Origin of the sequence: Sorangium sp. So ce887 (genome assembly GCF_051521455.1) — a bacterium.
Lineage (GTDB): Bacteria > Myxococcota_A > Polyangia > Polyangiales > Polyangiaceae > Sorangium.
Map to the genome: position 1 here is coordinate 3,609,332 of NZ_CP150354.1, position 19,967 is coordinate 3,629,298.

At 70.5% G+C, this 19,967-nt stretch carries 13 protein-coding genes and 3 pseudogenes; 11 read left to right on the top strand and 5 right to left on the bottom strand.

Translation table 11 applies throughout. The features are described 5' to 3' along the window. Window positions 1-408: 408 nt before the first annotated feature. The 6 genes from ptsP to WMF36_RS13665 all read left to right on the top strand — a co-directional run bounded on the left by ptsP (window position 409) and on the right by WMF36_RS13665 (window position 10,800). Window positions 409-2,988: a phosphoenolpyruvate--protein phosphotransferase gene (ptsP, locus tag WMF36_RS13640; protein WP_437580027.1), complete on the top strand. Its 2,580-nt coding sequence runs from the start codon at window positions 409-411 to the stop codon at window positions 2,986-2,988. An 83-nt stretch (window positions 2,989-3,071) separates the two neighbouring features. Continuing rightward, window positions 3,072-4,787: an N-acetylglucosamine-specific PTS transporter subunit IIBC gene (gene nagE / locus WMF36_RS13645; protein WP_437580028.1), complete on the top strand. Its 1,716-nt coding sequence runs from the start codon at window positions 3,072-3,074 to the stop codon at window positions 4,785-4,787. After that, window positions 4,784-5,884 carry an N-acetylglucosamine-6-phosphate deacetylase gene (gene nagA, locus WMF36_RS13650; protein ID WP_437580029.1) on the top strand — a complete coding sequence of 367 codons (1,101 nt, stop codon included), beginning with the start codon at window positions 4,784-4,786 and terminating at the stop codon, window positions 5,882-5,884. The genes nagE and nagA overlap by 4 nt, the downstream gene beginning before the upstream one ends. Before the next feature lie 16 nt (window positions 5,885-5,900). Continuing rightward, window positions 5,901-6,911, top strand: a complete 1,011-nt coding sequence (locus WMF36_RS13655) for an SIS domain-containing protein (RefSeq protein ID WP_437581906.1) — start codon at window positions 5,901-5,903, stop codon at window positions 6,909-6,911. A gap of 9 nt (window positions 6,912-6,920) precedes the next feature. Beyond that, complete coding sequence (locus WMF36_RS13660) at window positions 6,921-9,695, top strand: family 20 glycosylhydrolase (protein ID WP_437580030.1); 2,775 nt, start codon at window positions 6,921-6,923, stop codon at window positions 9,693-9,695. A 1-nt stretch (window position 9,696) separates the two neighbouring features. Beyond that, window positions 9,697-10,800, top strand: coding sequence for a hypothetical protein (locus tag WMF36_RS13665; protein ID WP_437580031.1), 1,104 nt, complete (start codon window positions 9,697-9,699; stop codon window positions 10,798-10,800). Window positions 10,801-10,863: 63 nt separating this feature from the next. On the opposite strand, the gene WMF36_RS13670 is transcribed toward WMF36_RS13665, so the two are convergent. Then, on the bottom strand, window positions 10,864-12,162 hold the full coding sequence (locus tag WMF36_RS13670; RefSeq protein WP_437580032.1) for a cation:proton antiporter: 1,299 nt from the start codon (window positions 12,160-12,162) through the stop codon (window positions 10,864-10,866). A gap of 302 nt (window positions 12,163-12,464) precedes the next feature. Between WMF36_RS13670 and WMF36_RS13675 the strand changes: the two genes are divergently transcribed. Then, complete coding sequence (locus WMF36_RS13675) at window positions 12,465-13,187, top strand: SAM-dependent methyltransferase (RefSeq protein WP_437580033.1); 723 nt, start codon at window positions 12,465-12,467, stop codon at window positions 13,185-13,187. Between the two features lie 55 nt (window positions 13,188-13,242). On the opposite strand, the gene WMF36_RS13680 is transcribed toward WMF36_RS13675, so the two are convergent. Further along, window positions 13,243-14,019 (bottom strand): methyltransferase domain-containing protein, encoded by a 777-nt coding sequence (locus WMF36_RS13680; RefSeq protein ID WP_437580034.1) that lies wholly within the window; start codon window positions 14,017-14,019, stop codon window positions 13,243-13,245. Window positions 14,020-15,316: 1,297 nt separating this feature from the next. Between WMF36_RS13680 and WMF36_RS13685 the strand changes: the two genes are divergently transcribed. Both WMF36_RS13685 and WMF36_RS13690 read left to right on the top strand, forming a co-directional pair. Then, window positions 15,317-15,487 carry a hypothetical protein gene (locus tag WMF36_RS13685; protein WP_437580035.1) on the top strand — a complete coding sequence of 57 codons (171 nt, stop codon included), beginning with the start codon at window positions 15,317-15,319 and terminating at the stop codon, window positions 15,485-15,487. Beyond that, entirely contained in the window at window positions 15,487-15,753 is a 267-nt protein-coding gene (locus tag WMF36_RS13690) for a hypothetical protein (RefSeq protein WP_437581908.1), read from the top strand. Before WMF36_RS13685 ends, WMF36_RS13690 begins: the two co-directional genes overlap by 1 nt. A gap of 136 nt (window positions 15,754-15,889) precedes the next feature. Here WMF36_RS13690 and WMF36_RS13695 read toward each other — a convergent pair. The 3 pseudogenes from WMF36_RS13695 to WMF36_RS13705 form a co-directional block, all read right to left on the bottom strand. Further along, a pseudogene (locus WMF36_RS13695) lies at window positions 15,890-16,572 on the bottom strand (IS701 family transposase); the annotation flags it as partial. An 87-nt stretch (window positions 16,573-16,659) separates the two neighbouring features. Next, window positions 16,660-16,773: pseudogene (locus WMF36_RS13700) on the bottom strand (IS5/IS1182 family transposase); the annotation flags it as partial. Between the two features lie 166 nt (window positions 16,774-16,939). Next, window positions 16,940-17,291 (bottom strand): annotated as a pseudogene (locus WMF36_RS13705) (IS5 family transposase); the annotation flags it as partial. Window positions 17,292-17,867: 576 nt separating this feature from the next. Here WMF36_RS13705 and istA point away from each other — a divergent pair. Beyond that, on the top strand, window positions 17,868-19,106 hold the full coding sequence (gene istA / locus WMF36_RS13710) for an IS21 family transposase (protein ID WP_437580036.1): 1,239 nt from the start codon (window positions 17,868-17,870) through the stop codon (window positions 19,104-19,106). After that, entirely contained in the window at window positions 19,103-19,885 is a 783-nt protein-coding gene (gene istB / locus WMF36_RS13715) for an IS21-like element helper ATPase IstB (RefSeq protein ID WP_437580037.1), read from the top strand. Before istA ends, istB begins: the two co-directional genes overlap by 4 nt. Window positions 19,886-19,967: the final 82 nt, after the last annotated feature.

Consider the following 19,967-nt stretch of genomic DNA (forward strand, 5'->3'; position numbering starts at 1 on the left):
GAGTGTCCCGGTTTCCGGTCGTTGCAAACCTCATCAGCAACCGGCGTACCGCTCGCGGCAATGACCTCGATGATCGATGTCAATGAGCCGCCTCAGCGCGTTTTGCGCTCCCAGAGGAGGACACTCGCCGTGATCGCGCCCGGCGATCCCGGCGCGCACGGGGGGCGATCCGGGAGATCGCCGGGCGATCCTCCCGATCGCGGGAGAGCTCCCGGATCGCCCCCCGGGGCCTCCCGGCGATCCCCTGGAGATCGCCCGGCGCAGCGCTCTTCTTCGCTTCCTCCCTCCCGCAGCAGGCGGCCCCGGAGCAGGGCATGACGCTTGCTCTTGTCGGGATCCGTGGATGGAACCATCGAGCCCCTCGGCCAGGAACCTGTCGAGCCACATCCGGATAGGATCGCGGTCGAAATGCACACCAGCGAACCGCTGACGCTCCTCGCCCCGCTGTCCGGTCCCATCGTGCCGATCGAGTCGGTTCCCGATGCGGTCTTCGCCGACAAGATCGTCGGCGACGGCATCTCGATCGATCCGACCTCCCAGACGTTGCTCGCCCCGTGCGACGCGACGGTGACCCAGCTCCACGCGGCGCGGCACGCCATCACCCTGAGCGCCGCGGGCGGGGTCGAGATCATGATCCACGTCGGCATCGACACCGTCGGCCTGAAGGGCGAGGGGTTCAGGGCACGGGTGAGCCAGGGAGACAGGGTCTCCGCCGGCCAGGCGCTCATCGAGTTCGACGCCGATCACCTCCTCCGCAACGCGCCCAGCCTGCTCACGCAGATCATCGTCCTGAGCGGCGAGACGAGCGCCATCGTCGAGCGCGCGAGCGGCGTGGCCAAAGCCGGCGCGAGCCGCCTCATGACGGTGAGCCCCAGGCGGCGGGCCGGCGGGGAAGCGCCACGCGCGTCGAGCGCGGGGGAGACGAGCGCGTCCAGGCCGCCGCCGCGGGCCACGGTCGGGATCACGTCCGCCCTCGTCGTGGTGCCCAACCCGCACGGGCTGCACGTGCGTCCGGCCGCGGTGCTCGCCACCGAGGCCAAGTCGTTCGCCGCCGACATCAGCGTGGAGCTCGCCGGCCGCAACGCCAACGCGAAGAGCGTCGGCGCGCTGATGAAGCTCGGCGCGGGCCCGGGCGCCGAGCTGCGCATCGTCGCGAGCGGCAGCGAGGCGGCGCGGGCGGTGGCCCGCCTCGTCGAGCTCGTCCGGAGCGGGCTGGGCGAGGATCTCTCCGCCGCGCGTCCTCCATCGCCCCCGGCCGATCCCGGGCGCGCCGCCCCCGCCGCCGCGCCGCGCCCGAGCGACGACGCGCGGCACCTCCACGGCGTGAGCGCCTCGCCGGGGCTCGCCATCGGACCGATCTGCACGATCGACCCGCTCGCCGCCCCGGTCGACGAGGGCGCGACCGACACGGAGGCGGAGCTCGCGCGCCTGCAGAAGGCGCTGCTGCACACCCGGCTGGAGCTGAAGCAGCTCGTCGCCGCGTCGGGCAAGCGCGTCGAGCAGGCCCAGATCTTCAGCGCGCACCTCGCGATGCTCGACGATCCGGAGATGATCACCCGCACCGAGGTCGCCATCGTGGAGGGCAAGTCGGCCGCGTTCGCGTGGCGCGAGGCGGTGATGTCGTCGTACCGGGAGCTCGCTCGCCTCTCGAACCCGCTGCTCGCCGCGCGCGCCAACGATCTGCGCGACGTGGGCGGCCGCGCGCTGCGGCACCTCGCCGGCGTCGACGAGGCCCAGGCCGTGCCGGCCGGCAGCATCGTCGTCGCGGAGAGCCTGACGCCCTCCGAGGTCGTGCGGCTCGCCGACCAGCGGATCGCCGGCCTGGTCAGCGTGCTCGGCGGCACCACCTCGCACGCCGCGATCCTGGCGCGCTCGCTCGGCGTGCCGTACCTCGTCGGCGCCTCGCCGTCGCTGCTCGCCGTCGAGGCGGGGGCGGCGGCCGTGCTCGACACCGACGAGGCGGTGCTGCTGCTCCACCCGAGCGCGGCCGAGCTCGACGCCTACCGCGGCCGGCTCGGCGCGCGCCAGGCGCTGCGCGAGCGGCAGGAGGCGGCCGCGGGGGAGCGCGCGGTGACCCGCGACGGGGTCCACGTCGCGGTGCTGGCCAACATCGCGAGCGCCGACGACGCCCGCAAGGCCGTCCGGCTCGGGGCCGAGGGCGTGGGCCTCCTGCGCACCGAGCTGATGTTCTTCGATCGCGACAGCGCGCCGACCGAGGCCGATCAGACCGCCGCGTACCAGGAGATCGCCGACGCGCTGGGCGAGCGCCCGTTCGTCATCCGCACGCTCGACGTCGGCGGCGACAAGCCGCTCTCGTACATGCCCTTGCCCGCGGAGGACAACCCGCTCCTCGGCATCCGCGGCCTGCGCATCGGCGCGCTCCACCCGACGATCCTGCGGAGCCAGCTCCGCGCCATCCTGGCGGTCCGGGCCCCGGCCGGGCACCGCGTCCTCTTGCCCATGGTCGCGAGCCTCGAGGAGCTCAAGGAGGCGAGGCAGGTGCTCGAGGAGGAGCGCCGGCGCGCCGGATCGCCCCCGGTGGAGCTCGGGGTGATGGTCGAGGTGCCGTCGGTCGCGGTCCAGGCCGACCGGTTCGCGGCGGAGGTCGATTTCTTCTCGATCGGCACGAACGATCTCACCCAGTACACGCTGGCCATGGACCGCACGCACCCGCGGCTCGCCGGCCGGCAGGACGCGCTGCACCCGGCGGTGCTCCGGCTCATCGACGCGACCGTGCAGGCCGCGAGGAAGCGCGAGCGCCACGTGGCGATCTGCGGCGCGGTGGCGAGCGATCCCGAGGCCGTGGCCGTGCTGATCGGCCTCGGCGTGACCGAGCTGAGCGTCAGCGTCCAGGCGATCCCGGAGGTGAAGGCGAGGATCCGCGAGCTCGACGCCGCGAGGTGCCGCGAGATCGCCAGGGCCGCGCTCGATCTGGGGACCGCGGCCGAGGTGCGGGCGCTGCTCTCGCCCGGCGCGCGATCCGGATGATCTCACCCGCGCAGCACGCAGGCCGGGGGCCGGCCGCCAGCGCGACGCGAAAACGGCCCCGCCCAACGGAGAAGGAGCTTCGGATGAGAGGATTCAACGAGCTGCAGCGCGTCGGCAAGGCGCTGATGTTGCCCATCGCGGTGCTGCCGGTCGCGGGCTTGCTGCTCCGGCTGGGGCAGCCCGACGTGCTGGACATCGCGTTCGTCGCCCAGGCCGGCGGCGCCATCTTCGACAACCTGGCGCTGATCTTCGCCGTGGGCATCGCGGTCGGCCTCGCGCGCGACATGAACGGCGTGGCCGGGCTCTCCGGGATGATCGCCTACCTGGTGATCACGAACGGGGTGAAGAGCATCGACGAGAAGGTCAAGATGGGCGTCCTCGCCGGCATCCTCGCCGGCGTCCTCGCGGGGGCGATGTACAACCGCTTCCGCGACACGAAGCTGCCCTCCTTCCTGGGCTTCTTCGGCGGCAGCCGCTTCGTGCCCATCGTCACCGGCGGCGCGAGCCTCGCCCTCGCGCTCGTCCTCGGCTTCGTCTGGCCGCCCATCCAGGCCGGCATCGACGCGCTGGGCGGCTGGGTCGTGGCCTCGGGGCCGATCGGTGCCTTCAGCTTCGGCGTCCTGAACCGCCTGCTCATCCCGACCGGGCTGCACCACATCCTCAACAACCTCGCGTGGTTCGTTGTCGGCTCATTCCCGGGCGCCAAGGGGGCCGCGACCGGCGATCTGAACCGCTACTTCGCCGGCGATCCCTCGGCGGGCGTGTTCATGGCCGGCTTCTACCCGGTGATAATGTTCGGCCTGCCGGCGGCGTGCCTGGCGATCTATCGCACCGCCCGCCCCGAGAACCGCAAGGCCACCTTCGGCGTGATGTTCTCGGCCGCGCTGACCGCCTTCTTGACCGGCATCACCGAGCCCATCGAGTTCGCGTTCATGTTCCTCGCGCCGGCGCTGTACGCGGTCCACGCCGTGCTGACCGGCCTCTCGCTGGCGCTGCTCGACGTGCTCGGCGTGCGGCACGGCTTCAGCTTCTCCGCCGGGTTCATCGACTACACGCTGAACTACGGCCTCTCGACCAAGGGCTGGATGATCGTGCCTGTCGGCCTCGTCTACGCGGTCGTCTATTATGGCCTCTTCGTCGTCTTCATCGAGCGGTTCAACCTGGCCACGCCGGGTCGCGAGGCCGCGGCGGGGCCCTCCGCGGTCCCGTCCGAGGGCGCGCCGGGGGAGGGGGCCGAGGCCGGCGGGCTCGCCGGGCAGCTCCTGCGGGCGCTGGGCGGCCACGGCAACCTCCGCGAGATCGACGCCTGCATCACCCGCCTGCGGCTGGTCATGGTCGATCGCGATCGCGTGAAGGACGCGGACCTGAAGGCGCTTGGCGCCAAGGGCGTTGTGCGCCCGGGGACCGACAGCCTGCAGGTGATCCTCGGCCCCATGGCCGAGTCGATCGCCCGGGAGATGCGGGAGCTCAGGGATGGCGCGCCGGCCGCGGCGCCGCAGCCCGGCGCGCCCGCGGCGCAGCCGGCAATGCAGCCCGGCGCGCCCGCGGCGCAGCCAGCAATGCAGATCGAGCGCTGGCTCGCCGCGCTCGGCGGCGCCGCCAACGTCCGGTCCGTGGAGGGGTTCTCGAGCGGGCGCGTGCGCGTCGAGCTCGCCGACGTGGACACGGTCGACGACGCGGCGCTGGAGGCCGCGGACGTGATGGGGGTGATGCGCCTCCCGAACCGGGTTGTCCACTTGCTTGTCGGCCCGGAAGCGCCGCAATACGCCGCCGCGCTCGCGCGGAAGCTCGAGGGGTGACGGGCGTGGAGCTGGAAGGCAACCTCCTCACGCCGGACGGCTGGCTCCGCGGGCGCGTTTGCTTCGACGCGCGGATCCAGGAGATCGAGGGCGCGCCGGCCCCCGAGCCCGCCCGGGGGCCGCGGATCCTGCCCGGCTTCATCGATCTGCACGTGCACGGCGGCGGCGGCCGGGACGTCATGGAGGGCGGGGACGCGGCCCGGGTGATGGCCCGCGCGCACGCCACGACCGGGACCACCAGCCTGCTCGCCACCACGATGACGGCGCCCCTTCCGGAGATCGTCTCCGCCCTGCGCGCGATCCGGGCCGCCATGAACGCGCGCCGCCGCGGCGAGGCGCGCGTCCTCGGCGTCCACCTCGAGGGCCCGTTCCTCAACCCGGGTCGGCTGGGCGCGCAGCCTCCGAGCGTGGTGGGCGGCGACCTCGGCGTCGCGCTCGCGCTCCACGCCGTGGCGCCGATCCGCGTGCTCACGCTTGCGCCGGAGCTCGCGGGCCACCTGGCGCTCATCCGCGACCTGTGCGCCCTCGGGGTGCGGGTCCAGATCGGGCACACGCTGTCCAGCTACGACGAGGTCGTGGCGGCCCTCGAGGCGGGGGCGAGCGGCTTCACCCACCTCTTCAACGCGATGAACGGGCTGCACCACCGCGAGCCCGGCGCGGTCGGGGCGGCCCTGGCCCACGGCGACTTCGCCGAGCTGATCCCGGATCTCGTCCACGTGCATCCGGGCGCCATCCGGGCCGCCCTGCGCTGCATCCCGCGGCTCTACGCCGTGACCGACGGCACCGCGGCCTCGGGGATGCCGGACGGGCCGTACCGGCTCGGCGCGCACGCCGTCACGAAGTGCCAGAACAGCGTGCGGCTCCCCGACGGGACCCTGGCAGGGAGCTGCCTGACCATGCACCAGGCCTTCAAGAACCTTGTCGGCCTCGGGCTCTCCGTGCCGGAGGCGTCGCGCCGGTGCAGCCAGTTTCCGGCCGAGCACCTCGGCCTCGAGGATCGAGGGCGCGTCGCGCCGGGTTGCTTCGCCGATCTGCTGGTCCTGGACGAGGATCTCGCCCTGCGGCAGGTCCTCGTGGAAGGGGAGCCCCTTGAGTAATCGAACGAGCTCGATCATGGCCGAGGAGGCCCGCTCCGCCGCGGAGATCGTGGCGCAGCAGCTCACGCAGGACGAGCCTGCCTACCGCGACCTGGGCGCCCGCCTGCGGGCGGCGCCTCCCCCGTCCGTGGTCACGATCGCCCGCGGCAGCTCGGATCACGCCGCGGGCTACCTCGCTTACCTCGTGATGACGCAGCTCGGCTGTCCGGTCGCGAGCCTGCCTCCGTCGGTGGTGACCCTCTACCGCGCGCCGCTGCGGCTCCCGGGCAGCCTGGCGGTCGCTGTGTCGCAATCGGGGCAGAGCCCGGATGTCGTGACCACGCTCTCGGCGTGCGGCGCCGCGGGCGCGGTGACGGCGGCCCTCGTGAACCAGCTCGGCTCGCCGCTCGCCCAGGCGGCCGGGTCGACGATCCCCCTGCGCGCCGGTCTCGAGCGCAGCGTCGCCGCCACGAAGAGCTTCATCGCCAGCCTGAGCGCCATGGCCAGGGTGGTGGGGAGCTGGAGAGAGGACGCCGTCCTGCTCGACGCGCTGAAGGCGCTGCCGGACACCCTGTCTGCCGCGAGCGAGAGCGACGTGAGCCCGCTCGTGGGCGCGCTGGCCGGCGAGGAGCGCCTGCTCGTGCTCGGGCGGGGCCCGGGCTTCTCGATCGCGCTGGAGGCGGCCCTCAAGTTCAAGGAGACGTGCGGCGTCCACGCCGAGGCGTTCACTGTCGCCGAGGTGCAGCACGGGCCGATGGCCCTCATCGACGAGCGGTTCCCGCTCCTGATCTTCGCCCCGCGGGGCCCGGCGCAGGCCGGCCTCGCCAGCATGGCGGAGGAGTTCCGGGGGCAGGGCGCGAAGGTGATCCTCGTCGGTCCGGCCGGGCTGCCGGGGGTGGATCTCGTGGTGCCCGCGTCTCCCCACGAGCTGCTCGACCCGCTCTGTCAGATCCAGGCGTTCTATCTGGCCGCCGCTGCGTTGGCCGAGGCCAGAGGGCTGGATCCCGACGCGCCGAGGCGGCTCAAGAAGGTCACGAAAACACTGTAGGAGTGCGTCATGAGAAGGCCTGTTTTCCGATTTGGGCTGCTCACCGCCGCCCTGTTTGTGGCAGGGTGCGCCGGCGACGGGACGCCCTCGTCCGCCGGGAGCACCACGATGAGCACCAGCACGGGCAATGAGGGTGGCGGCGGCGGCGGTGGTGGTGGCGGCACCGGAGGGGACGGCGGCGCGGGCGGCTCGGCGAAGCAGCGCCCGTCGGGCGCCGATCTCGCCGTGAGCTGGGGAGTTCTGGACAACACAAAGAACCCCGCGGTGAGCTTCGGCTCGGAGCTGACGATCACCAACCATGGGACGGTCCCGCTCGGGAACGGCGGCTGGACGCTCTATTTCAACTTCGTCCGGGCGATCCTCCCCGAGAGCCTGCCGGCGGGGGTGAAGGTCACCCAGCTCAACGGCGACTTCTTCAAGATGGAGCCGACCGAGGCGTTCCAGCCGGTGGAGCCGGGGCAGAGCGTCGTCATTCCCTTCGATGGATCGTACTGGGCCATCAAGGAGACGGACGCCCCCGCGGGCTATTACTTCGTATTCACGGACGCCGAGGGCGTGGCCTCTGCGCCGGAGGCGGTTGGCTCCGAGACCGTCCAGCCGTTCCTGGAGGAGAAGCAGACGGACCGTTTCCCGGGCGACATCACGCCCGTGCCGACGGCGGCGTCTCGCCATGACGAGAACCAGGCGGTCCGCCTGCTCCCGGCGGGCGACGTCGACAGGGTCGTGCCCTCGCCGGTGCTCCTCGAGGCGGGCGCCGGAGAGCTTGTGTTGACGTCTGCCGTGCCCGTCGTTCATGCCGCGGGGCTCCAGGGCGAGGCGGCCTTTCTGGCGGAGGCGCTCGGGGTCCTCCTCGGTGGCGCGCCGGAGGTCCGCGAGGGCGCGCCGCCCGCGGGGACGGCGGCGATCGTGTTGACGACGGGCGCGCTCGACGTCGGCGGCCAGCCGAAGCAGGCGGGCGACGAGGCCTATCGCCTCACGGTCACCGGGGAGGGCGTCGAGATCGTGGGCAGCGACGCGGCCGGTGTGTTCTATGGGATCCAGAGCCTGCGCGCCCTCGCGCCCGTGGAGGCCTACCGGGCCGCCCAGCCCGAGCTCGCGATCGGCGCGGTGACGGTGGAGGACGCCCCGCGCTTCGCGTACCGCGGCATGCACCTCGACGTCGCGCGCAACTTCCAGCGCAAGGAGGCCGTGCTGAAGCTGCTCGACGTCATGGCCTTCTACAAGCTGAACAAGTTTCATTTCCACCTGACCGACGACGAGGGGTTCCGCCTCGAGGTGAGCGGCTTGCCCGAGCTCACCGAGGTCGGCGCCCGGCGCGGCCATACCCTGGACGACCGCGACAAGCTCGTCCCCTCGTTCGGCTCCGGTCCGGACCCGGATTCTCCGGCGTCGAACGGCAGCGGCCATTACACCCGCGCCGAGTTCGTGGAGATCCTGCGTCATGCCAGGGCGCGCCACATCGAGGTGATCCCCGCGATCGACATGCCGGGCCACGCCCGCGCGGCGGTCAAGGCGATGGAGTCGCGTTATGCGAGGCTCGCGGCCGCCGGCGATCTCGCGAAGGCCGAGGAGTTCCTGCTCGGCGATCTGGAGGACGCGTCCCAGTACATGTCCGTGCAGATGTGGCACGATAACGTGATGAATCCCTGCCGGGAGTCGACCTACAGGTTCCTGAAGGTGGTCGTGGACGACATCGTCGCCATGTACGCCGAGGCCGGCGCGCCGCTCACCACCTTCCACACGGGCGGCGACGAGGTGCCGGAGGGGGTCTGGGAGCAGTCCCCCTCGTGCCGCGCGCTCCTCGCCGAGGCGCAGGAGGAAGGCGTCGATTCCGTGGACGATCTGGCGAGCCATTTCCTCCGCAAGGTCAGCGCGATCCTCTCGTCCCACGACCTCGTGACCGGCGGCTGGGAGGAGATCGCCTTGAGCAAGGTGCAGGCGGAGGGCGGCGTCGACAAGGAGGCCAACCCCGAGTTCCTGAGCAGCCATTTCAGGCCGTACGTCTGGAACAACGTCTGGGGCTGGGGGGACGAGGACAACGGCTACAAGCTCGCCAACGCGGGTTATCCGGTGGTCCTCTCCAACGCCACAAACCTGTATTTCGACCTCGCCTACGACAAGGATCCTTCGGAGCCTGGGTATTACTGGGCCGGGTTCGTGGACACGCGGAAGCCCTACGAGTTCGTGCCGTTCGACATCTACAGGAGCGCCCACGCGGATCGCATGGGCAATCCGATCGATCAGGCGGCGATGTTCCGGGACCACGTCAGGCTGACCGACGCAGGCCGGGCGAACATCCTCGGCATCCAGGGGCAGCTCTGGGGCGAGAACGCCAAGGGGCAGCGAGCGATGGAGTACCTGATCTTCCCGAAGCTGCTCGGCCTCGCGGAGCGGGCCTGGGCGCCGGACCCGGCGTGGGCGGCGGAGGACGACGGGGCGGCGCGCGCGAGCCTGCTCGCCGAGGCGTGGAATCGCTTCGCCAACAGCCTGGGGCAGCGCGAGCTGCCGCGGCTCGACCACCTGGGCGGCGGCGTGGACTACCGGCTCCCGCTGCCGGGCGCGCGCATCGAGGGTGGCCAGCTCGTGGCGAACGTCGCTTTCCCGGGGCTCCAGATCCGCTACACGACCGACGGCGCCGAGCCCGACGCCGCTTCGACCCTCTATCAGGGGCCGGTGGCGGTGAGCGGCGTCGTCAAGCTCAGGACGTTCGACACGCGCGGCCGTGGCAGCCGCACCTCGGTCCTCGAACCGGACGCGTCGGGTCGCGGGCGGGCGGTGAGGTGAGGTGAGGGGCGGCTCGACGACCGCAGCGCAGCGGGGGGCCGCGCTGGCGCTCCTCGCGCTGCTGCCCGGCTGTTACATCGATCTCGACGGCCTGACCGGCGGGGCCACGGGCGGCGCCGGCCCCGACGACCCGGGTCGCTGCGCACCGGCGGGCTGCGATGGCCCGTGCGTGGTCGCCGCGGCCGAGGAGGCCGGCGGTCCTGCCGCGATCGCCGCGGTCGGGCCGCACGTGGTGTGGACGAGCCGCGCGGGCGATCGCGTCCGCCGCCTCGATCCCGCGACGGGCGGGGTGGACGACCTCGTGTCGTTCACGCCGTCGCCGGGCCTGCTCGCGGTCGCCGGCGGGCTCGTCGTCTGGGTCGCCGCCGACGGGCTCTGGCGGTGCCCGGCCGACGGTTGCGCGGCGGGGGCGACGTCGCTCCTCGCCTTCGCGCCGGACGAGGCCGAGGCCGTGCGCGGCCTGGCGACGGACGGGCGGCACGTGTACTGGACGCGCGACGAGCCGAGCGGCACCGCCGGCGAGCTGCTGCGCTGCCCCGTCGCCGAGGGCTGCGGCGCGACCCCGGAGCTGCTCGCGCCGAGCCAGTCCCACCCGCGCGGCGTGGCGGTCGCCCCGGGCGACGCAGGCGACGTCGTGTGGGTCCAGCACGGCACGGGCGCCGCCTTCGGCCGGGTGCACCGCCTCGACAAGGGCGCTCCCCCGGGCACCCTCGCGGCGCAGATCGCGGTGTTGCTGGATTTCCCGGACCAGATCGCGCTCGGCGACACCGACGTGCTCTGGACCTGGGCCCACCCGGACGGGTCGGCGGCCGGCGTCTCCCGTTGCGACCTCGTGGAGTCGTGCGCCCCTGAGCCGCTCGCGCCGCAGACCGAGCCGGCGCGGCCGCTGCGCGAGCCCGCGGCGCTCGTGATCGACGGCGCGGACGTGTACTGGGCGGACCGCGGCGCGGGCACGGTCCTGCGCTGCCCGGCCGCGGGCTGCCCCGGCTACCCCGAGGTGCTCGCCGAGGGCCTGACGCGCCCCGCGGCCGTGGCGGTGCAGGGCGCCTGTGTCTACGCGGTCGACGAGGCCGACGGCGGTCGTGTGGTGCGCGTGCCGCGGTAGCGCTGTGTCTGTCGTCCGAGCTCGTTGCGTGCCCGGATGGAGGTAGCGCCGCCTCCAGGTCGTTCAGGCGGTTTTTGCGGGGAGCCGCTCCTCCGGCTCGACGGCGGCGGCGGCGATCGTCCGGCGTAGCAATGGGCCGATGGTCAGGCCCTGTAACACGATGGAGACGACCACCACGACATAGGTGATGGTCAGCAGGATCTCACGCTCATGAACGAGCGTGCCGTCCGCGAGCTTTCCGGGGATGGAGAGCGCGAGGGCCACCGAGACGCCGCCGCGCAGGCCGCCCCAGGTGAGGATGCGGATCGCCCCCGGGGTGAAGACCCTGCGCCTCCTCATGAGGCTCACCGGCAGCGCGACAGCGATGAATCGCGCGATCAACACGACAGGAAACGCGAGGAGCCCCGCGATCAGCGACTGGGTGTCGAAGGCGACGATCAGGAGCTCGAGGCCGATCAAGACGAACAGCACCGCGTTCAGGATCTCGTCCATCAGCTCCCAGAAGTCGTCCAGGTGCTCGCGGGTCTTCTCGCTCATGGCGCCGGCGCGCGCCTCGTTCCCGATGAAGAGCCCGGCCACCACCATGGCGATGGGGCCGGAGACATGAAGGGCGTACGCCAGGGCGTAGCCGCCCGCCGCGGTCGCCAGCGAGATCAGGACCTCGACCTTGTAGTCGTCGACCTTCCGCAACATGGCGAGCGTCACGAAGCCGAGCGCAAGGCCGTACAGCACGCCGCCGATCGCCTCCTGCAGGAACAGCAGCGAGAGCCTCTGTGGATCGATGCCCGACGTCCCCGAAGCGATCTCCAGGAGCCCGATGAACGCCACCACCGCCACGCCGTCGTTGAAGAGCGACTCCCCGGCGATCTTCATCTCGAGCTCCTTGGGCGCGCCCACGTGCTTGAGGACCCCGAGCACCGCGATGGGATCGGTGGGGGAGATCAGCGCGCCGAAGAGCAAGCAGTAGACCGGCCGGATGTGCACGCCCATCATCGTCATGAGGGCGTAGGTCATGCCGCCCACGAGCACGGTGGACATGAGCACACCCCCCGTGGCCAGGACGCCGATGACGAGCCGCTGCTTCTTCAGTTCCGCCAGGTTGACGTGCAACGCGGCGGCAAACAGCAGGAAACCGAGCATCCCCTGCATCAACGTCTTGTTGAAGTCGACGCCCGAGAGGTGCTCTCTCGCCTCGGCCTCCACCGCCGGAAACAGCTCTCCGACGGCCACCATGACGAGGGACGCCGTCATCGCGATCAGCATCAACCCGATCGTGGTCGGCAATTTCAGGAACCGATGGTTCACGAAGCTGAAGACCGCGGCGAGCGAGAGGAGCGCCGCCGAGACTTGGAATAGATCCATGCTCCCAGATCTACAGATCGACGCGCACCGGCTCGAACGAGACGCGGCGTCGTCCGGATAAAAAGTTGGACGTCAAAGTGTCCCTGAAGTGGAAGGAAATCCAAGTCGATTCAAAATGTCAAGCCTCGACTGCGGGACCTGCGCCAGGCGCCTGAAAGCTCGGGGGATCGCGACAGAGGGCCCCGCCGACCGGATCGAAAGCCCCGCCGACCGGATCGAAAGTCTCGCCCTGCCGGGGCTGCACGAAGGGCGGTACTCCTTGGCTGCAGGCGGTCCGTGCGGCCGTCAGCGAAGGAGTCGTGATGAAGACGGACGAGCACGGAAAGCACGCAGTGACATTCGATCGCGAGCGAGCATCGAGCTACGACGGCCTCGTGCAAAGCATGTGGGCGGCCTATGGCGCCATGCACCAGATCGTCGCCGAGGTGATCGCCGCGGCGCTCCCCGACAAGGAGGCCGCGTCGCTGCTGATGGTCGGCATCGGAACCGGGAGCGAGGTGACGCCGTTCGCGCGCTACGCGGGGGCCGGCGTTCGTTTCACGGGCGTCGATCCCTCGGCGGACATGCTCGCCGTGGCGAGTGAGCGGCTCGCGGCGGAAGGCCTCCTGGAGAGGACGAGCCTGCATGCCTGCGAGCTGCGCGATCTCGCGCGCGGGCCCTTGTTCGACGGCGCCCAGATGATCGGCGTCCTGCACCACCTCCCGGGGGATGAGGCTCGCCTGGAGCTCTTGCGGGAGATCGCCGGGCGGCTGAAGCCGGGGGCGCCCTTCGTGATCGGCTGTCGGGCTGGGAGCGATCCGCTGCTGATGGCCGTCGAGGAGCGGCGGTTCTTCGCGGTCGCGCGGCCGTCCGAGGTGGCGGAGCTACGACGAAAGGCCATGGCGTCGTTGCGGGTCCCGGCCTCGGAGGCCGAGGTCTTCGCGCTCCTCGCCCAGGCAGGCCTCGTGGCGCCTCGTTTGATCTTCGGCGAGCTGCACTTCAAGGTCTGGGTGACGCGCTACGAGCCCTCCACGATCGGTGCGTGACGTGGCGGCACGCGGGGGGGCCGCGGCTCCGTGCGCCTCACGGGCGGACCCGCCCTCACAGCAGCTCGGCGATCCTCTCCTTGAGGTCCGACAGCTCGCCACGGACCAGCGTCACGCCGTCGTCCTCCTCCAGGTAGTAACCCCCGGGATCCGCCGTCTCGTGCTGCTTCACCCAGAGGCGGAGCCAGTCCCTGCCCGCCGGCTCGGCGTGCATGAGCTCGAACGCCGAGGGGATCGGTCCGCCAAAGCCGTTGTAGGTCACGACGCACGTGCCCATCGCCACGTTGGCGAGACAGCGAGTCACTCGCCCGACTTCGTTCATGAAGCGGCGCCGGGAGAGCTCCACGGTATCGTCGAGATGATCGTCGGCCGAATAGAGGTTCTCGGCGAACGGGTTGTAGAGATAGAAGCCGTCGAACCCGAACCAGGCAGGGTCGGTCGCGTCGGCCCGGAAGAACCGGACGTTGTCGATGCCGAGGCGCTGCGCAGCCGCCCGAGCGGCCTCGACGAGGTGGGCCCGGTGCTCGACACCCGTGAAGTCGAGGTCCGGTCGGGCGCAGGCGGCGACGAGGCAGAACTTGCCGGGCCCGGAGCCGATGTCGAGCACCCGTCGGGCGTTGTAGCGCGCGAACAGCGCGGCCGCCTGTCGGGCAACCTCCGCCTTAGTCCAGTAGCGCTTGGACTTGTCGCGAATCGGCGCGGCGTAGAGCGCGTCGAACGTGCCGTCGTCCACGGGGCCGTGGCGAAGGTCCTCCCGGAGCTGGGCGACCTCGTCGTCGGTCAGCTCGCGAGCTTTCGTCGCGACGGCGGGGAGGAGATTGAATTTGACCATCAGGGTGGGTTCGGCGGCGGGCTGGGGGGTGCCCGGAGGCTCGACCTGGGAACGCCTGTGCCTTTTCCCTGGTGTAGCACAGTCCTCCGGTGGCGGTCTCTATGTGCGGCTCGGCCACGTCCGGCTGAAGCAGCTGAAAGCCCCCCCAGCGCCCTCGGGGGCCGTACCGGAGAGCCAGCGACCGGCGCATGGCGGGCGGTGTCGCCGTGTCATCCCACGTGACACGCGCGCATTCCAGCGCGTGACCCCCTCGCGTTACACCTCATCTCCGCTTCCCCGGGGCTGTTCCCCGCGCAGAACGGCGTTTCGAGCGCAACACGCGCTCTGCGCACCTCCGGCACCTGGCTTGCTCTGCCGCCGCTTCGAAGACGCTGCTGCAAGCGCACCACGGTACTCGACGGGTGCGAAGCGACGAGCGATGAACGACACGTGGAGACGACCATGAAGACGATCACCCTCCTGCCCGCGGCTCTCGGCTCTCCTCGGCTCCCTGCTCGTCGGCACCAGCGTCGATCTCGACGCCTACGCCGCCGAGGGGGGCTTCGCGCTGCCGCCGGGCCAGGCGATGTATCGACATCGTCGGCCTCGCCATCGCCACCGCCAATGATCACGTCTACGCCTGGCTCGCCGACGGCACCGTCAGCTCGGGCTACAGCAAGGACCTCGACCACTACACCGCGCCCGTGCCGTACACCTTGCCCGGCGGCCGCCTCCCCAACCTCGGCGCCTACGGCGCGCCGGTCGCGTTTACCGTGGCCACCGGTGGGACCCTCGACGATCGGGTCGGCATCGACTTCGCCTCCGACGACCGCCACCCTGATGGAGACCCCGCCGTTCCCGGCGACGGTGCCCGGCCGCGCGCTCGGCTGGGACTACGGGAGCGGCAAGCTGGCCAAGCAGCTACGGCCTGTTCTGAGCGCACGCCGCGCAGCGGCGGCCGTGCTGTCCGGGAAGCGGACGAAAGCGGCAGGCCCGGGCGCGTCGGCCACGCTGCCGGCCGTCGCAGCTCGCGCTGCTCGCCGGCACCGTCGGCGCCGCGGCACACGCACCGCGAGGATGCCCCCGCGGCGACCGCATCGCGAGCGGCGGGGGTCGCGAACACCGATCCGCGAGGCAAAATGAGCTCGTTCACCGTAATGCACGCGGGGGCAGCGGAAGCCGGGGCATCCTGAGCGAGATGGCAGCTGTACCACCTCGACACGGTCGGCAATCCGGCTATGGTCACCCGCAGGTGCCACCGATGACCGGTCGAATCCAAGCCATCTGCCCCTCTTGTAGGGTAGCTCCAAGCGGCCGGGTGTTCTCCCGCGCCGGTCGCATCCGACTGATCGACGCCGAGCCCGGGAACTACTGCGTCTGCGTCTGCGGCCTCGTCCTTGTGTTCGAGGAGCGCATGCGGCTACGACGGCTGACGCCCGACGAAGAGCACGCGCTCGGTCCCCGCGTGCGGCGCAGCTTGCGCACCTGATCCACGCCCACCATGGGCGGGAGTTCTGGGCAGCGCTCGGCAGGGTGATGCCCGACGACGAGGCAAGGAGGGCCCGTCTGGAGAGCTCGGGCCAGCGCTCTTGGGGTGCCACCACCTCCCGGACAACCGCGGTGACGAGGTCGACCGCGCGGCGGGGCTGCTGGCCGGCGTGCTCAGCCGGGGCGGCCGCGGCGCTCGGCCTCCTGCTCGACTCGCTCGCCGGAGACACCCGCCCGGTCGGAGGCTGCCGGGAGCCTCCGGGTTGAATTGCAATTCACGTGCGCCAGGCGAAGCCTGGGCCAGGGGGAAGCGATGACGTACGATGCCAGGCATCGGCAGGCACCTGCTGCAGAAGCTCGCGCACCATGATCTGGCGCCACTCCGTCCAGATCCGGTGCTGGCTTGAGACCGCCAGCGCATACGGCTGCTCTCGCTCCTCCAGCCAGCGCCGCAGCTTGCTGTCGTCACCGTACACCGCATCGCCCACTACCCAGGCGGCAAGCACGCCTGCTTCCAAGGCCCGCTGCAGCATCTGCACCGCAAGCTGCGGCTTGGTCGCAAACGTCACATTCTCGGGCACTTCTGCGCGCTTGCAGCGCGCACGGTCCTCGATCCAGGACACCGGCAGGTAGAGGGCTCGTATCGAGGAAGGTACGCCCGCGTGGCGTAGCGTAGGAGAGAAAGACCCCCACCTGAGAGTTCTCGATCCGACCGGCCGTGCCGCTATACTGCCGCTGCACTCCGGCCGAGTGTGTCCCCTTCTTCAAGAACCCCGTCTCGTCGATCGCCAGCACGCCCGTTGGATGGCCGAGATGCTCGACGACGTAGGCGCGGAGATCGTCGCGCACAGCGTCCGGATCCCACCGCGCGCGGCTGAGCAGGTGCTGCATCGCGTACGGGGTCTGGTCGCCGACAGCCTCGGCGAACTGCCAGCTGTTCTTCCGTTCGATCGGGCTGAGCAATCCCTTGAGGTAGGCGGCGACGTGGGCACGAACCTCGGCGCGTGCGAAGTGGCTGCCCACGCGTTCGACGAAGCCCGCCCAGCCGCGTGCCCAGACTTCACTGAGGGCTGCGGGTTCGTGCAGGAGCGCGGCGTCCAGCCGAGCCGGGCGCCGGGGTGTTCGTAGTGCGGCAGCGACCATGCACGAAGTCCGCCTGTGGCGCAGATGGCAAGCCAAGCGCAGTGCCGAATCGTCGTAGGCCCTATCGGCGGGCAGCTTCTTGGGGCGGCGCCGCGGTCGGCCGCAAGGACGCGCGATCGGCGGCACCGCATCGATCCTAGAGCGACAAACGGGTTGAAACCCCGAAAAAAAGCAGGATTTTCACAGGGAGGCGAGGAGGCGGGGAGCGAGAGACGGCGAGAGGGAGAAATTCATTTTTTTTCTTCCTCCCCGCCTCCTCGCCTCCCTGTGAAAATTCTCCGGGTTTCAACATGATTGGCGTTCTAGGGGTGAACATCTTCGAGTCATGGACGTTCGCCGGCGTCATCTCGACGGCGAGCGGGATACCATTCTGATCGACCAAGAGGTGATACTTCGTGCCCGGCCGGCCGCGATCCGTGGGGTTCGGTCCAGTCTCTTCACCCCGCTTTTGCCGGAACCAGCGAGGCATCCAGCGCAGCACGCTCCCAGTTGATCTTGTCGGCTCCGCCGAGCTCATCAAGCAAGCTCTCGTGGAGCCGATCCCAGACGCCAGCCTGCTGCCAGTCGCGCAGCCTGCGCCAGCACGTCATGCCGCTGCAGCCGAGCTCTTGCGGGAGATATTCCCAAGGGATCCCCGTCTTGAGCACGAACAAGATCCCCGTTCGAGACGAAGGGCCGTCCCTACCGCGACCCTACCTGAAGAGCGCAGCGGCGAAGCGGCCGAGGTGATGCTCGCGCAGGTGGTCGACCTTCGTGGCCGGAGCCGGCGCGCACGCCTCGCGCGGATCCTCGACGCGGAAGAGCGAGCGAGCGGGGGACTGCTGAAGAAGGCATCCCTGCCTCCTGGTGCCATCGGGGGTGTCCGCGGAAGCGGGGGAGGACCAGCCTGCGATCCCTGCCGACCAGCAGGCGCGTCCGCGAGCACGCGTGCCGCGCATGATTGCACCAACGCTGTAAAGTGAATCGACGCGACCGCGCACGAATCCGTGAAGAGTGGCGGGGCTTGCCAACATACAAGGGGTGGAACCGCCCCTCCTCGCTGGACCGGCGGCTCGAGCAACGGCGCATCCACGCCGAGAGGTCTAGAGCGGGGAGCAGGTCCGAGGTTGTAGAGCGACAGTAATAATGACCCCCTGGCGACAGTAAAACTGACCCCCCCTCCCTCGCGCCAGAGCGGAGGAAATGGTATGGAAAATAGGGACTTGGACGTGGCACCTCTCCGTTCGGAGGTGCTGAAGATGATCGAGCCGGACATTATCCGGCAGATTCGCGAGTTAGCGGGTCGCGGGTGGGGTTCCAAACGAATTGCCGCGGAGCTCGGCGTTGCTCGCAACACAGTCCGCCGCTATTTGCGCGGTGGAGCCGCTGCGGAGGCGCAGATACGCCCTGCTCGGCGCTGCTTGGACGAGGACGGCCGCGCTGAGGCCAAGCAACTCTTCACCGGCTTGGCGGAGGGCAACGCCGTGGTCGTCGCCGGCGAGCTTGTCAACCGCGGCGTCTCGGTGAGCCCGAGGACCGTGCAGCGCATCGTTGCCGATCTTCGCCGCGAGGAGAGGGCTGCCGACGTGGCCAGCGTACGGTTTGAGACCGACCCTGGCTATCAGATGCAAATCGACTTCGGTCAGAAGCAGGTCCGCATCGCCGGCACCTTCGTCCGGGTGCACCTGCTGGTCGCCGTATTGAGTCATTCACGGCGGCTCTTCGTCAAGGCTTTTCTGAGCGAGCGACAGGACGACTGGCGCGAAGGGATCGCAGAAGCCTTCCGCCACTTCGGCGGTGTCCCGCGCACGGTGCTCGGGGACAATGCACGCTCGCTGGTGCTCGGCCGCGAGCGCGAGACAGGCACCGTGACGTTCCACCCGGCTTACCTCGCCTTCTGCCGCGACTGGGACGTCACCCCGCGCGCCTGCGGGCCCTACCGGGCGCGCACCAAGGGCAAGACGGAGTCGGGCGTGAAGTACGTCAAGCGCAACGGGCTGGCGGGGCGCGAGTTCGAGTCCTTTGCCGCGCTGGAAGGCCATCTGGTCCGGTGGATGGCCGAGGCCGACCAGCGCATCCACGGCACGACCCACGAGGCGCCGCTTGTGCGCTTCGAGCGCGATGAGCGGCACGCGCTCCGGCCGTTGCCGTCACGGCCCCTGCCGGTGCGAGAGCAGCGGCTTCGCCGACGCGTGGCCAACGACGCCCTCGTCGACGTGGACACGGTCCGCTACAGCGTCCCGCACCGGCTTGTGCGCGACACTGTGGACGTCGTCGTCGGTGAGCGCGAGGTCCGCATCTACCGGGGAACGGAGCTGGTGGCGCGTCACGAGCGCTCCTTCGAGCCTCATGCTCGCGTCACCGACCCCAGCCACTTCGACGGGCTGTGGCGCAGGCCTGCCGCGCCCACGCAGCCGGAGGCGCCCCTGAGCGCCCTGGAGGCCATGGGACGCAGCCTGTCGGACTACGCGGCCGTCATCGGGGAGGTGGCCTCGTGAGCCGCGAGCTGGTGCATGCGCGCGTTGTTGAGAGCCTGAGCCGGCTCAGAATGCGCTCCATCGCCGAGCGGCTCGACGCCCTGCTCTCCGAGGCGGCCAGGGCCGAGCCGACCTACCTCGATTTCCTGGACAAGCTGCTGTCCGAGGAAATCGGGTCCAAGCAGCGCAAGCGGGTGGCGATGGGGATCCAGATCGCACACTTTCCGACCATCAAGACGCTTGAGGACTTCGACTTCAAGTTTCAGCCCTCGATCGACCAGAAGCTCGTCCGCGAGCTCGCCACCGGACGCTTCATCGCCCAAGCCGAGAACGTGCTGGTCTTCGGCCCTCCCGGCGTGGGCAAGACGCACCTGGCCATCGCGCTGGGGCGGGCCGCCGTCGAGGCGGGGCACTCGGTGCTCTTCACGAGCGCGACCGCGCTGCTGGCGACGCTCTCGAAGGCCGAAACCGAAGGGCAGCTCGCGGACAAGCTCCTCTTCTACACGAAGCCGAAGTTGCTGGTGGTCGATGAGCTGGGCTACCTGCCCTTCGAGAGGCAGAGCGCCCATCTCTTCTTCCAGCTCGTTGCCAGGAGGTACGAGAAGAGCAGCACCCTGATCACGACAAATCAGGTGGTGACGCAGTGGGGCACGGTCTTCGGGGATGAAGTCCTCGCTGCCGCCATCCTCGATCGTCTGCTCCACCACAGCCACACCCTGATGATCTCGGGAGACAGTTACAGGCTGAAGCAGAAAAAGAAGGCGGGGCTGCTCGGCGGGAACGCCGCGCCGGCCAGGTGATCCAGGAGCGCGGGGGGGTCAGTTTTACTGTCGTAAGGGGGTCAGAAGTTACTGTCGCTTGACAGAGGTGCACGCTGCTTGC

Coding starts and splice junctions, on each gene's coding strand:
- WMF36_RS13660 (WP_437580030.1), top strand. CDS start 6,921: ATGAGAAGGCCTGTTTTCCGATTTGGGCTGCTCACCGCCGCCCTGTTT.
- WMF36_RS13655 (WP_437581906.1), top strand. CDS start 5,901: ATGGCCGAGGAGGCCCGCTCCGCCGCGGAGATCGTGGCGCAGCAGCTC.
- WMF36_RS13680 (WP_437580034.1), bottom strand. CDS start 14,019: ATGGTCAAATTCAATCTCCTCCCCGCCGTCGCGACGAAAGCTCGCGAG.
- ptsP (WP_437580027.1), top strand. CDS start 409: ATGCACACCAGCGAACCGCTGACGCTCCTCGCCCCGCTGTCCGGTCCC.
- nagE (WP_437580028.1), top strand. CDS start 3,072: ATGAGAGGATTCAACGAGCTGCAGCGCGTCGGCAAGGCGCTGATGTTG.
- istA (WP_437580036.1), top strand. CDS start 17,868: ATGATCGAGCCGGACATTATCCGGCAGATTCGCGAGTTAGCGGGTCGC.
- WMF36_RS13670 (WP_437580032.1), bottom strand. CDS start 12,162: ATGGATCTATTCCAAGTCTCGGCGGCGCTCCTCTCGCTCGCCGCGGTC.
- WMF36_RS13675 (WP_437580033.1), top strand. CDS start 12,465: ATGAAGACGGACGAGCACGGAAAGCACGCAGTGACATTCGATCGCGAG.